Genomic DNA, 12,487 nt, shown 5'->3' with positions numbered 1-12,487 from the left:
GGAAATCGGCGTCGGAGCAAGTATCCATGGGGGCACCGTATCACTCCCCTTCATGCGCCAGCGGCCGGTGGCGAAGCGTGGGGAGAGGGAGGGGAGGGCCACTGACGGAGCCAAGAGGGCTGTGCGCCGGGCCGGTGGCGAGGCGGTGCAGCCCTCTTCAGGCACACGCCGGCCCAAGCGGCCCACCCAGCAGGGGGGGCGGTAAGGAGCGTGGGCTCGTGGGGCAGCGTGACGGCTTGAGCCTCAACACCACGCGCTCTGGGGGGGCCCTCGCGCCGGGGCCAGCCTCGCACCTGCAGTGGCCAGGCCCAGGTGCTCCACAATCGCTCGCACTCCACCCCCTCCCTTCACATACGCCAGCACCTTTCGCCTGCCTCCACTCCGCGGACAGGCGAACACGTCGATGCCTCCCTTGCGCGCGCTCCGGAAGCTGCGCAGCTGCGTGTCCTCGCGCACCCCTGGCGCGCCCAGGCGCTGGAACTGCTCGGGGCGCGTGGCTACGGCGGCGCCGTGATCCTCCCCGAGTTTCGCGCCACCCCCTTCGCCGAGACCGCGCCAAAGGTGTTTGGCGCCGACGCCAGCGGGGTGCCCCACATGAGGACGACCAGTTACAACATCCTGCGGTGGGAGACCGCTGGCATCGAGCAGGCCACCGTCGTGTTGTTCTGGATGCCGTTCCAACTCGCCCCCGAGGGGGATCCGTTGCCCGGGTTCACCACCCGGGCCGAAGTGAGTCGCGAGCTGGCGAGGGCGCCCGCGCGGATCGTGCTGGGCATGCCGCCCGGTGCCCTCTCGAGCTCCCATATCCGCTACCACGCCCACCAGGGCGGCGTGCCGATCCACGACACGCTCGAAGACACTGTCGCTGCGGCAGTGGCGTGCTGCTCCGCCTGAGCCGGCGGGCATGGGTGGGTTCAGGCTGTGAGCAAGTCGGGAGACCCGGAGCGCGCGCTCGGGGAGGCTGGCAGCCCGGTCACTGCGTGGGATTGGAGTGCGTCACCTGGATGTTCGTCCCGCCGACGGTGCGCCCCGCCATCCCGGCGTGGTTCACGAATGCCACGAAGGCATCCACGGCGCCGGCATCGAGCGGCTGTTGCCCACAGAGGCTGATGTTGCCGCTCGGGCAGCTTCAAAGATGGACGCATCGCAACCGGAAGGCCCCACGTTGAGCCGAGCACGCCGCGTGGCCCTGCACCAGTGTGGAATACGGCCTCTGTGGAGGTGAGGTCGGGTCAGGCGCCTGCGCGTCTTTCGGTGCGCCGCGCGCGAAACACGCGGCGCACCGATTCTCCTACCGAGACCGCGCTGAAATCAGGGCACATCGCCCCATGGCGCCCGCTTGCCCGGTATCGCGGACAGCTACTCAGAGTCCGTTGGGGACCACGGTCACGGTGCCGGATCCCCTGTTGGTCAGGATGAGATCGGCGTACCCGTCCGCGTCCATGTCCGCGGTGGCGATGGCGTTGAGGCCAGGCGAGGCGCCGGTCGTGACGACGGTGCCCGAGGTGAAGCCTCCGTTGCCGTTGCCGGTCATCGGGCGGACGCCGCCCGAGGCCGTTGTAACGAGGATGTAGGCGTCGAGCTTGCCATCGCCGTTGAAGTCATCGGCCACGACGCCCAGCGCCGAGTTGGTGGCCGTAGTGGCCGCAGCGGCGGACTGAACGCCGCTCGCGAAGGTGCCGTTGCCGTTCCCTTTGAAGAAGAAGAGGTACCGGCCGGCCGCGCCGTTCGAGAGGATGTCGAGCGTGCTGTCGCCGTTGGCGTCGCCGAAGGCGATGCCCGCCGTCTGGCCGCTGACGGCGTTGGTGTAGGAGACTGGTGCGGCGAACGAGCCGTTGCCCTGGTTGATGAGGATCGACAGGCGTGCGCTGGCGGGGCTCGTCACTACGAGATCGGAGAAGCCATCGCTGTTCAGGTCACGGCAGGCGATCGTCGACTGCACGCCGCCGGTGTTCGGGATGCCGATGAGCGTGGGCGCGCCGAAGCTGCCCGCGCCGGTGCCGAAGATCACGCTCACCTGGCTCAGGGTCACGCTTGTCGTGGCGATGTCAGCCACCCCGTCGTGATCGAAGTCCCCGGTGCAGAGGTGGACGGAGCCCGGGGTGCCGGTGGTGAAGCTCGTCGGCGCGCCGAAGGTCCCGGGCGCGCTCGGGCCCAGGTTCTTGTAGACGCTGATGTTTCCGTTGGTGAGGAGCAGGTTGGTCTGGCCGTTGACGGTGACGGCGTCGAGCCACCCGTCGCCGTCCACGTCCACGGCCACGACCGCGTTGCTGGAGAGCGAGGCGCTCCCGTAGTTGACCTCCGACTGGACGCTGGCGTCGCCGTTCCCCAGGAAAACGGAGAGCGAGCCGGAGGGGGTCAGGATCGACCCGGATTCGGCGTTGGCCACCAGGATGTCGAGCTTGCCGTCGCCATTCACATCGGCGACCGCCGGGGCCAGCGGGTTGTGGTTCGCGGGGGAGCTGACCGGCGTGCCGGGGACCTGGCCGGTGGGCGCGGCCTGGCAGGTGCCGCTCGAGCAGATCTGACCCGTCGCGCACGCGATGCCGCAGGCGCCGCAGCTATCGGCGTCGCTCTGGAGGTTCACCTCGCAGCCGTCGGACGAGTTCCCGTTGCAGTCCCCGAGGGTGCCGGAGCAAGCCTGGCAGTTGGTCCCCTCGTAGGTGGGAGCGCACGCGCAGGTGTAGCTATTGATGCCGTCGGTGCAGGTGCCGCCGTTCAGGCAGGGGCTTGCGGCGCACTCGTTGATGTTGGTCTCGCAGTTGGTGCCGGTGAAGCCGGGAGCGCACGCGCAGGTGTAGCTATTGATGCCGTCGGTGCAGGTGCCGCCGTTCAGGCAGGGGCTTGTGGCGCACTCGTCGATGTTGGTCTCGCAGTTGGTGCCGGTGAAGCCGGGAGCGCACGCGCACGTGTAGCTATTGATGCCGTCGGTGCAGGTGCCACCGTTCAGGCAGGGGCTTGTGGCGCACTCGTCGATGTTGGTGCAGGTCACGCCGTCGCCCTCGTACCCCGCGTTGCAGGCGCAGGTGAAGGAGCCCACGGTGTTGGTGCAGGTGGCGTTTTCGTTGCAGTTGTCGGTACCGGCGGCGCACTCGTTGACGTCGACGCAGGTGCCGCTCTGGCACGTGAGGCCGTCGCAGCAGGGGACCGTGGCGTCGCACGGCGCGTTCACGGGCAGGCAGCCCTGGCCGCTGCACGTCGGGTCGTAGAGCGGCGAGGTCGGGTCGAGGCTGGTGACGTAGTCGCCGTTGTGAGCGCTGTGCGCGTTGATACACGCCTGCTCGCTAACACGGACGATCGTGTAGGGATGAATCGTCGAGCTGGTCTTGTGGCAGAGCTGGACCTGACCGTTGACATCGAAGTAGTTGCACTGCTCGGCGGTGAGCGCGTCATGGCTCTCGCCCACGGTCTCGTCGCCTTCGTGGCTGTCGGCCTCGGAGGGGTCAGTGTTGGCGCAGCCTGCGAGGAGCAGGGCGGAGAGAATCGGGATCGTAAGGTAGGAGAGAGCGCTTTTAAGGTAACGCATGTTTGGGTCTAGTCCTTTATTCTTGTATACGCGTGAGGTGCCGCGCGCAGCACTGGCCCTAACGGAGAAGCGTCAGGTCGTCAATACAGGATCGATGCCATCGTGGAATGGAATACGGCTTCGGGAGGTGATGTCGAGGCAGGCCCCTGCCCGTCTTTTGGCGTTCCGGCCCGGTATCTCGGACACCGCGACCCTGAGCACAACGGACCTCGGACCCAGTCTCCATCTGCCGCTGCTGCTGCCTGAGCGCCTCGGAATCTGCGGAGAATGAGCATCACCATCCCGAGCGATTGCGGGAGCGGTTGCGGAGGCGGCCTCTACTTCGGCGGGTTCTTGAGCGACCCTTCCAACTCTGCGACCTTCGCTGCGAGCTCTGCGGCGGCCTTCCTTGCGGCTTCAAGCTCGGCGAGCTTTTGCGCTTTCTCTGCCTCTGCCTTCGCGCGCGCCACGTTCTCTTCCCCCGCCAGGCCGGCGCCATTTCCTCCTCATTCCCATGCGCAATGGAGCCCGTTGAACACTCCTCCAGGCTTGTGTGAAAGGCTTCACTCCCAGTCGCGACTGTGTTCTCTCCCAGGCGTAGGGCTCTTGTCGGGAGATTCGATTGAACAGATCACGGATGACGCGCTTGGGCATCATTTGCGTATAGGCGGGAGAGAAGCCATGTAGAGGGTGAGGGCAGGAGCGGAGGGGCCGAGAAGGGCCGCTGCCGGGGCCAGCAAGGCCGAGCGCCGCGCGGGTCCCCCTCGTGGACGGCTGCTTGCTCTAGCCGGCGGAGGCGCGGGCCCTTGGATTGAGGCCATTCGGCACACCGAGGGCCGCCTTGAACCTCCAGCTGTTGGTCCAGCTCGGCTTCTAACGATTCACGCGCGGCAGCCGGGTGCCGATGAAGTCCGCGACATTGAAGGCGTGCGGATGCCCGCGATTGGCCAGCACGATCACCTCGTACCCCGATTGGGGATAGATGGCGAAGTCGGCGTTCACGCCCGGTGCGCTGCCTCCGTGGCCGTACCATGCTTCACCGTTGCGAACCGCCACGCGCAGGCCGAGCGACCACTGCGCATTCCCTGCCTGGACGTTGGCGGTCGTGAGCATGGCGAGGTGCCTGGCGTCGAGCAGCCGGGCTTCCCTCAACGCGGTGCCGAAGCGATGCAGATCGTCAATCGTCGAGTAGCCACCACCGGCGGGCAGACCGACGTAGAAAGGCAGCGGCTTGAGCCCCGTCCGCGCGGCGCCGGTATAGGGCAACGCCGTGTTACCGGCGGACGCCAGGGGTGAGGTCGACGACATGCCCGCGGTGCGGAAGACATTCCGCTCCAGATAGACATTCCATGCCAGACCCGACACCTGCTCGACGATCGCGCCGAGCAGGATGAAGCCGAAGTTGCTGTAGCCCCAGCGCAAGCCGGGTGGAAATGCGGCCTCCCGTGTCCCGAACAGCCGGATGAAGTCGGACGGAGTATGGAGCTCCGCGGCATGCGCGTCGTAATCGGCACCGAAGAAATCCCCCGTGCCGCCGGTGTGCGTCAGGAGGTGCTGCACCGTCACCTGCCGCGCGAGCGCCGTGTCTGGATGGGCGGGCAGGAGCGACGCAACCGTGTCGGTCAGGCGAAGTCGGCCGTTCTGTACGAACTGCAGGACGGCAACGGCCGTGAACATCTTGCCCATCGAGCCGATGCAGAAGCGTGTGGCAGGCGTCGCGGCGAGTCCTTTCTCGACATCCCGCGAGCCGTAAGCCTCCCGAAGCAGAACGACCCCATCTTTCGCGACCAGCACCGCACCGGAGAAGCGATTGGCAGCCGCCTCCACTCGCAGCTTCTGACGAAGCTGGGTCAACGCTTCGTGCTCGCCGAGCCGCCGAATGGCGAAGTCGTCGGGCGGAGGCGCACCGAGGAAGGAGAGATCGTCGATGCGTCCATCGCCGATGGAAAGCACGACCTTGGAGACGCGCTCCCAGTTGCGATCTCGGACCCAGGCTGTGACCTGCCCCGGCGCTGTCTGCTCTCGACGCAACAGGGTGAAGCCACCCGTCGCCTCGCGGAGCCCGAGGTCGTCGTCCAGATACGGGACCAGGGTGGGAATGTGCGCCTTCACGAAGTCCGGATAGGTCGACGCACGCGCATCGTTGAACGCGGCGAGCCACCTCTCCAGCCAGTCTCCGGGCGCGGCAACCGGTACGGCCGATTGCACCGGATGCTCGGACCGCGGAACGCAGGCGAGCATCAGCGAGGCGGCCATGAGCTCGCGTCTCGACCACCTCATCGCCTGCCTCTGGCATCGTAAGCAGCGGTGATTCGCTCGAAGAGGGACTGCCGCTCCAATGCCGCCTCCAATCGAGCGAGGGCATCGCCGAGGCCACCTACCTCCGCGTCGAGCGCGAGGGAGGCTTGCTCGAATGCAGCCCACAAGGGCGCGAGTCGGGCCGCGAGGGCTTTGCCCCTGGGGCTCAAGGACAAGAGGCGCCGACGGGCGTCCGAGGCGTCGGGCTCCTGGCGGATGAGGCCGACCTTTTCCAGTGAAACACGCGTCTGGCTGACGGAGACATGGGTGATGCCCAGCGCCTCCGCCAGGGCGCCGACGCTCATGGGCCCGTTCAGCGCAAGCTGGTTCAGCACGCCGAACCAGCGCTGCTCGAACTCCACACCCTGGGCCGCATAGGCGCGTGCCGCGTCATTGTCGAGCCGCTCGGAAAGCCGGCGCAGACGTGCACCGAGCGCCGCGCCCGCTTTCGTTCGTACGTAATCCATGATCGCCAACCCCTCTCATGCGTAGGCGCCTACATAACAGATGAAGAGGGCCGGTCAATGGGCGCGCCGCGTTCACGAAGAAGGTGTCCGGGGAGCGACCTCGACGTGCGGACGTTTCCATGCGCGCCGGAGCCCGCCTGAGCCTGCCCCGGTTCGGGGGACAGCAACACGTGGCGCGCCTGCACCACCAGCTCCCCGTCTCGCCCGGGTGGAAGCGTGAGTCGCTCAAATCCAAGGTCCAAGTGGCGGCAGGTGCCAGTCCCGCACGCCTCGCTGGACTTGAAGTGCCTGGATTCACTCACGATTCTTCGAAGAGCGTGGACCGCCAACGCCTCCGGCTGTAACACCCTGGAGGCCCGTGGGTCCAACCTCCAACTCGAACACGGGAGGTTGCACATGAAGAGGTTCGCTCAGAAGGTCGCGGTCATCACCGGGGGCACCAGCGGAATCGGACTCGCCACTGCGCGGCTGCTCGCGGAGGAAGGGGCGAAGGTCGTTGTCTTCGCGCGCTCGGAGGAGGACCTGGCGGAGACGGTGAAGTCGCTCGGCCCGAACGCACATGCGGTGCGGGGGGATGTGACGCGCGGGGCCGACCTGGAGCGCCTGTTCCAGGAGACGCGCCAGCGCTTCGGCGGAATCGACATCCTGTTCGCGAACGCGGCGGTGGTGAAGCTGATGCCCCTGGCCGACACCACCGAGGCGCTGTTCGACGAGCTCGTCGCGGTGAACATGAAGGGGACGTTCAATACGCTGCGGCAGGCCATCCCACACCTGAATGACGGCGCGTCGGTGGTGGTGACGACGTCGTGGCTCAACCGCATCGGCTTCGAGGGTTCGAGCGTGCTGAGCATGACGAAGGCGGCGCTCCGTTCGCTCGTCCGCGTGGCCGCCGCCGAGCTGGCACCGCGAGGGATTCGCGTCAACGCGGTGTGCCCCGGCGCCATCGAGACCCCGCTGTGGGGGAAGCTGGGACTCCCCGCCGAGCAGCTCGAGGCCGCGGGGGCGAGCATCACCGCGCAGATTCCGGTGAAGCGCTGGGGCCGCCCCGAGGAGATTGCCCGCGCCGTGCTGTTCCTCGCGGCACCGGATTCGTCGTATGTCACGGGCACGGAGCTCGCGGTCGACGGAGGCCTGCGCCAGGTATGACGCCGCTTGAAGAGAATCCCTTCCACCCCGGCTACGACACCGACGGCGACCACGGCCTCGTGGCGCGCGCGGTCGACGGCAGCAAGGACGCGCTGCGCGAGCTCGTCGCCCGGCACCAGCCCTTCGTCTACAACCTGTCGCTGAAGATGTGCGGGCGGCGGGAGGACGCCGAGGACCTCACCCAGGAGGTCTTCGTGAAGGTCATCACCTCTCTGCGCACCTTCCGGGCGGAGAGTGCGTTCCGGACCTGGCTCTACCAGCTCACCGTCAATCACCTCCTCAAGAGCCGCCGGCGCGGGATGGAGGTGCTGGTCGACGACTTCCAGACGTACTTCGCCCGGATCGCAGCGGTTCCGGACGAGGCGATGACTCCACAGGAGCTGCGGGACGCCGCCAGTACGGTCGAAGAGCTGCGGATTCGGTGCACGACGGGCATGTTGATGTGCCTGGACCGTGAGCAGCGAATCACCTACGTGCTCGGCGAGCTTTTCGGGGTGGACCATCAGCTCGGCGGCGAGCTGCTGGAAATCTCTCCGGGGAACTTCCGCGTTCGGCTCTCCCGGGCGCGCAAGGACCTGTACAGCTGGATGAACCAGCGCTGCGGGCTCGTCAACGCGGCCAACCCGTGTCGGTGCGACAAGAAGACCCGGGGCTATGTGCGCAGCGGCGCGGTGGACCCGAAGCACCTCGTGTTCAACACCGACTACGTCGACAGGATCGAGGCCCTCACGCGCAGCGGGTCGTCGGAGGTCATCGACACCGTCGAGCAGCTCCACCAGCGGGTCTTCCTGGAGCACCCGCTCCAGGTCAGCCGCTCGAAGGTGGTCGACGAAATCCTCCGCAACGACACCCTCCGCACGTTCTTCAGCATCTGAACCGAGTACCGCAACCAGGTCGCCTCGCCAGTCGCATGGCCACCGCCTCCACAAGAGAAGCCCAGCAATCCCGAGGGGTTTCTGGGCTTTTTCCTTGCCCTCGTTTCCGCCTGTGCCCTCGGTTCGAGTTTCGCGCTTTCACGAGGACTCGGGTGAGCCTACCCGCTCTGGAGCGGCGGTTTCTGGGAGGGAGTGTAGTACGGTCTGGTTTGACTTGAGGACGAGGCGATATGAGCGTTGATTCGGGGAGGTCCCATCTCGTCGCGTGCGCATGCGGCCAGGTGGTATTCGAGGCGGCGGGTGCGCCGATCCTGACCACGGTATGTGATTGCGCGAGCTGCCGCGAAGCGGGTCGGCGGATCGAGGCGCTTCCCGGCGCGGCACCGGTGCTCGATGCCGATGGCGGCACCAGCTTCGTGCTCCATCGCAAGGACCGCGTGCGTTGCACGAGCGGTGGGGCGCAGCTCAAGGAATATCGCCTCAAGCCCGATTCGCCGACGCGGCGGGTGGTGGCGACCTGCTGCAATTCGGCGATGTTCCTCGAATTCAACAAAGGCCATTGGCTGAGCCTGTACCGGAACCGCATCCCCGGTGCGCCGCCGGTGGAGATGCGGGTGATGACCCGGGACCGCCCCGATGGCGCGCCCCTGGACGGAAACGTGCCTGCCTATGCCACGCATTCGGTGGCGTTCATGTGGCGGCTGTTCGCGGCGTGGTTCGCGATGGGACTGCGCACTCCGCGCGGCATCGACGGCACGAAGATCGAGGCATGAGCGCCACGTCCACGCCGTGGCGCCCTGTCGCTCCTGGGTGGGCACTCAGCGCTTGACGGCGTAGTGCAGCAGCACCACTCCACTCAGGTACGTCCGGGTGCCGAGCAACTCGAGCCCGACGAGATGGGAGAGCGGCAACCCGGCGCGGTGCTCGCGCGGCGCCTCACGACCCGTTCCGTGGTCCGCCACCGAGCCATTGGTAGCCCACCGTCGCGCCCGATCCCGCGAGGCCGATGGCGAACGACCACCGCAGCGCCTCGTTGTACGGGAACACCTTCTGCAGCAGTGCGTCCACTCCCAGCCCGATGGCGGCGCCCACCAGGGCTCCAAGGAACGCTCCGCCCAGTGATGCCCCCAGGTTTCGGGTCGGGCTCAGGCCGAGCTCGCCGGTCGCCCAGGTTCCGAGGGCGGTCGCACCGAGCTGGAGGGTGAACCCTCCCACGCAAGAGGCCATGGCCAATGCTCCGCCCATGCCGGGGCCCCAATGGGACGTGAGCGGCGAGTACCGAAGCGCCTCCAGGCCCGGAAGCGTCCCCAGCAGCGAGCCCGCCAGGGTCTGCGCGCCGGTCGCCCACCAGCGCTCCCCACGAACCGCGCTCCCGGAGAAGGTGCCGATTCCGAGCGAGAGCGAGCCGCCGACCACCGCCCACCCCACCGTGGTGAGCGTGGCCTCCCTGGCCTTCCTGGCTTCTCTGGCCTTCGTCGTCTCCGGAATCTCCGAAGTCTCAGTCCCCTCCGGACCCGGCGGCAGCGGCTCCTCAGCGGCCCCGAGCTTTGTCGACGAAAACACGGTCCAGGCTCCGTTCCGCTTCATGGCGAGCGCGCCGTTCAAGAGGACCCAGGTGACACCTCCGGACGCGGCAACCATGCGGGTGGAGACGACCGAGTCATCCTTCGCGATTCGATTGGGGATCGGAATCCGCTCAGTATGAAGTTCGCCGTTTTTCCAGTGCGCCAGCGTGAGCTTGTCGGGCTCTTCAAACCTCACAATGAGGAGTCCGTGTCCGGACAGGTCTTTGGCGACGGAGTCGGGCGTTGTGGGAAGGCCTCCGCCGACCGACGTCATCGAGACGACGGCCTCCGAGCGGCCCTCTGGGCTCACTCGGTAGATGGCGTCTTCCGTCGCGAAGAGGCCCGCGCCACCCATTCCCGCGAACAGCGCCCCGTCCTGCTGCATCTGGGTGAACCAGGTGGGGGTGGTTCCAACGAGCTCGACTCCCGCCGGGGCCTCGAGCTCTTTCGGCCACGTTCCGGACGTCGTCCACGCGGTCCATTTTCCGTTCGACATGTGGAGCAGGCCTCGCAGGAGGGTCGTGGGCCTCTCTTCGATGCGCTTCTTCCAATCGAGCTCCGCCCAGAACCCTCCGTTCCCGTCAGACTTGACCGGATTGACCGTGCAATCCGGGAAGACCATGGTCCGGGTGACGCGCGCGAGGCCGGCATCGACGAAGAGGACCTCGTCACCCCGTTCAGCTCCGGGGCGATCGCGCACCACCGCCACCTGTTTCCCGCCCAACGGGACCAATCCATGCACCCCCGGGCTCTGCTCGGTCGAGATGACCTTCCATTCCCCGCTCGGCTCGAGCAATGCAGCCCCGGTGGGAGAGGCGATCCACAGCCCCACCTTCGACCCGGCCCACGCGCTCAGATCGACGCGCATTGGTGTGCTCACGACCTCCGCAGAGCCCTCCGTATTGATGCGCCAGAGCTTGTCGGTGACGGCCCAGAGCTCGCCTCCCTCGGTCGCCTGCACGAAGTACGCATCCTCGGGGAGTTGCGAAACGCGGACCTCCGCTGCCAGAGCCGCCGATGACCAGACCACCAGCAGGAGGGAAATGACGGCCATTCCGCACGTCTGCACACGGTTCATAGGGAGCCAAGCCTACTCAAGGCTCCAGCGGTCGTCATTCGGGAGTTGGGGGCAGCCGCTCTGCCAGCTCCGCGGCATTCCGCACGCAATCATCCGACCTGGCGAGCCACTGCGGTCTTCACCCGTGACGAGATGGAGATGCTCATCTCCGATTCACGAGTCCCGCCCGACCGGCAGGTGCTCTACGCACTCCAGGGCATCGCGGCGCTCCGGCACGGGCGTCTTCGCTCCAGGCGCGAGACTGCGGCCATTTCTGGTCCCCCAGGCAGGAGAGGAGAAGGTCTGGTCTAATGGCCTCCCATGTCTTTGCTGCCACTGTCCGGCCCACCTCCCGAGAGCAACCGAGCAGCCTTCGCCGATGTGCCGTCCGACGACCTCGAGCGGGCGCGTGCCCTGGTCGCGAGCGTCCCGAGAGCGCCGCGCGTGCCCTCGAAGGAGGCCCGGCGCCTGGTGCTCGCCTTCGCGGGCCCCCAGCGCGTCGTGCTCTACACCAGCCTCTTCGCCCTGCTCGCCGGTGGGCTCGTCTGTGCCTTCTTCCAGTCCCATCGCACCGTGGGGGACCTGCTGCTGGACCTGCACTCCTTCCAAGTCCCCGGCGTCGTCGACTCGGTCGAGGTGGGGATGCGCAAGCGCAGGCCCCGTCCGCCCGTGTACTGCGCGCGCTTCCACTCGGAGGACGGCGCGCTGGTGGGGCGCAGTTGCGAGCCGGGCGGTAGCTTTCAGCCGGGCCAGCGCGTGGTCCTCGAGTGGCGCGGAGGCCAGGCGGCCCGTATCCGTGGCACCACCCTCTCCCCCATGGGGCGCCTGGGAGGGCTGGCGCTGTTGTTCCCCCTCGCGGGCGCCTTGGGCCTGTTGCTCGTCGTGCGGACCAACCACCGTGAGTCGCGCGCGGCCCGCGTGGGCATCCCGATTCTCGCGCGGGTGACGTACTTCGGCGACGGAAAGCCGGTGCGCAAAAAGGGGCCACCGCCCACGGAGCTGCGCTGGAGCTTCATCGCGCGCGGCGAGCGGTATGAGGGCCGTCTCTCCCTGGACAGCGCGTACGAGTTCGACTTCCTCCCCAGCCGCGACGTCATCGTCGTGCTCTACGACCCGGCGGCCCCGGGCATCAACACCGTCTACGTGCCCTAGCGTGTTCCGGGCGGCACAACCCGCGCTCATGGCGGACACTCCCGAGGACACGACGCGCCCCCCTGCCGACCTGGAGGCGCTGGAGGCGCATTACCGGCGAGCGATGCGGGAGTGGTTCGGACGCCTGACCTTCCAGGGCCTCTCCGCCTCGACGCCGGCACCGGGCCCTGGTGTGACGCACGGCTCACTTCGGAGATACGCCACCGGGCCACGGTCCTGCTCGAGCGCTGGGAGCCAGCCGCCTGGGACGAGCGGGTGCTGCCGCGGCTGCTGCACCGGATGCGCGAGGAGACCGAGCCCGAGGCACGCGAGGCCGCCTACCGCGCCCTCTCCACCCTCCTCGCGGTCCGCGCCGGGCTCCCCGGCGGCCGGAGGTTGGACGCCCCGCCCACCCCTCTCTGATGGAGAGGGGTGCGTCGGAA

The 12,487-nt window shown here is 67.7% G+C and carries 12 protein-coding genes; 6 read left to right on the top strand and 6 right to left on the bottom strand.

Annotation, left to right across the window (positions count from 1 at the left end; genetic code table 11):
* The first annotated feature begins 594 nt into the window (after positions 1-594).
* Entirely contained in the window at positions 595-894 is a 300-nt protein-coding gene (locus tag JRI60_RS17600) for a hypothetical protein (RefSeq protein ID WP_204227019.1), read from the top strand.
* A 469-nt stretch (positions 895-1,363) separates the two neighbouring features.
* Here the strand turns inward: JRI60_RS17600 and JRI60_RS17595 are convergent, their stop codons facing one another.
* From JRI60_RS17595 to JRI60_RS17585, 4 genes are all read right to left on the bottom strand, one after another.
* Positions 1,364-3,526 (bottom strand): FG-GAP-like repeat-containing protein, encoded by a 2,163-nt coding sequence (locus JRI60_RS17595; RefSeq protein WP_204227018.1) that lies wholly within the window; start codon positions 3,524-3,526, stop codon positions 1,364-1,366.
* Positions 3,527-3,843: 317 nt separating this feature from the next.
* Positions 3,844-3,975 (bottom strand): hypothetical protein, encoded by a 132-nt coding sequence (locus JRI60_RS54535; RefSeq protein ID WP_275439331.1) that lies wholly within the window; start codon positions 3,973-3,975, stop codon positions 3,844-3,846.
* Positions 3,976-4,378: 403 nt separating this feature from the next.
* On the bottom strand, positions 4,379-5,761 hold the full coding sequence (locus JRI60_RS17590; RefSeq protein WP_204227017.1) for a serine hydrolase domain-containing protein: 1,383 nt from the start codon (positions 5,759-5,761) through the stop codon (positions 4,379-4,381).
* 20 nt (positions 5,762-5,781) lie between these two features.
* On the bottom strand, positions 5,782-6,270 hold the full coding sequence (locus tag JRI60_RS17585) for a MarR family winged helix-turn-helix transcriptional regulator (protein WP_239470808.1): 489 nt from the start codon (positions 6,268-6,270) through the stop codon (positions 5,782-5,784).
* A gap of 396 nt (positions 6,271-6,666) precedes the next feature.
* Between JRI60_RS17585 and JRI60_RS17580 the strand changes: the two genes are divergently transcribed.
* The 3 genes from JRI60_RS17580 to JRI60_RS17570 all read left to right on the top strand — a co-directional run bounded on the left by JRI60_RS17580 (position 6,667) and on the right by JRI60_RS17570 (position 9,064).
* On the top strand, positions 6,667-7,416 hold the full coding sequence (locus tag JRI60_RS17580) for an SDR family oxidoreductase (RefSeq protein ID WP_204227015.1): 750 nt from the start codon (positions 6,667-6,669) through the stop codon (positions 7,414-7,416).
* Complete coding sequence (locus JRI60_RS17575; RefSeq protein WP_204227014.1) at positions 7,413-8,291, top strand: RNA polymerase sigma factor; 879 nt, start codon at positions 7,413-7,415, stop codon at positions 8,289-8,291. Before JRI60_RS17580 ends, JRI60_RS17575 begins: the two co-directional genes overlap by 4 nt.
* 230 nt (positions 8,292-8,521) lie before the next feature.
* The gene (locus JRI60_RS17570; RefSeq protein WP_239470577.1) at positions 8,522-9,064 is read left to right on the top strand and encodes a GFA family protein; all 543 of its coding nucleotides are present in this window, start codon (positions 8,522-8,524) and stop codon (positions 9,062-9,064) included.
* Positions 9,065-9,109: 45 nt separating this feature from the next.
* Here JRI60_RS17570 and JRI60_RS17565 read toward each other — a convergent pair whose 3' ends face one another.
* Positions 9,110-9,253 (bottom strand): hypothetical protein, encoded by a 144-nt coding sequence (locus JRI60_RS17565; protein ID WP_204227013.1) that lies wholly within the window; start codon positions 9,251-9,253, stop codon positions 9,110-9,112.
* On the bottom strand, positions 9,228-10,934 hold the full coding sequence (locus JRI60_RS17560; RefSeq protein ID WP_204227012.1) for a hypothetical protein: 1,707 nt from the start codon (positions 10,932-10,934) through the stop codon (positions 9,228-9,230). Before JRI60_RS17560 ends, JRI60_RS17565 begins: the two co-directional genes overlap by 26 nt.
* 300 nt (positions 10,935-11,234) lie before the next feature.
* On the opposite strand from JRI60_RS17560, the gene JRI60_RS17555 reads away from it, so the two are divergent.
* Together JRI60_RS17555 and JRI60_RS17550 are read left to right on the top strand one after the other, a co-directional pair.
* On the top strand, positions 11,235-12,065 hold the full coding sequence (locus JRI60_RS17555) for a hypothetical protein (RefSeq protein WP_204227011.1): 831 nt from the start codon (positions 11,235-11,237) through the stop codon (positions 12,063-12,065).
* Between the two features lie 111 nt (positions 12,066-12,176).
* Positions 12,177-12,467, top strand: coding sequence for a hypothetical protein (locus JRI60_RS17550; protein WP_204227010.1), 291 nt, complete (start codon positions 12,177-12,179; stop codon positions 12,465-12,467).
* Positions 12,468-12,487: the final 20 nt, after the last annotated feature.

Source organism: Archangium violaceum (assembly GCF_016887565.1).
Lineage (GTDB): Bacteria > Myxococcota > Myxococcia > Myxococcales > Myxococcaceae > Archangium > Archangium violaceum_B.
This window is presented reverse-complemented; position numbering and strand designations above follow the sequence as displayed.

Excerpts from the sequence above, each read along its gene's own strand:
- JRI60_RS17600 (WP_204227019.1), top strand. The coding sequence starts at position 595 with ATGAGGACGACCAGTTACAACATCCTGCGGTGGGAGACCGCTGGCATC.
- JRI60_RS17595 (WP_204227018.1), bottom strand. The coding sequence starts at position 3,526 with ATGCGTTACCTTAAAAGCGCTCTCTCCTACCTTACGATCCCGATTCTC.
- JRI60_RS17590 (WP_204227017.1), bottom strand. The coding sequence starts at position 5,761 with ATGGCCGCCTCGCTGATGCTCGCCTGCGTTCCGCGGTCCGAGCATCCG.
- JRI60_RS17585 (WP_239470808.1), bottom strand. The coding sequence starts at position 6,270 with ATGGATTACGTACGAACGAAAGCGGGCGCGGCGCTCGGTGCACGTCTG.
- JRI60_RS17580 (WP_204227015.1), top strand. The coding sequence starts at position 6,667 with ATGAAGAGGTTCGCTCAGAAGGTCGCGGTCATCACCGGGGGCACCAGC.
- JRI60_RS17575 (WP_204227014.1), top strand. The coding sequence starts at position 7,413 with ATGACGCCGCTTGAAGAGAATCCCTTCCACCCCGGCTACGACACCGAC.
- JRI60_RS17570 (WP_239470577.1), top strand. The coding sequence starts at position 8,522 with ATGAGCGTTGATTCGGGGAGGTCCCATCTCGTCGCGTGCGCATGCGGC.
- JRI60_RS17560 (WP_204227012.1), bottom strand. The coding sequence starts at position 10,934 with ATGAACCGTGTGCAGACGTGCGGAATGGCCGTCATTTCCCTCCTGCTG.
- JRI60_RS17555 (WP_204227011.1), top strand. The coding sequence starts at position 11,235 with ATGTCTTTGCTGCCACTGTCCGGCCCACCTCCCGAGAGCAACCGAGCA.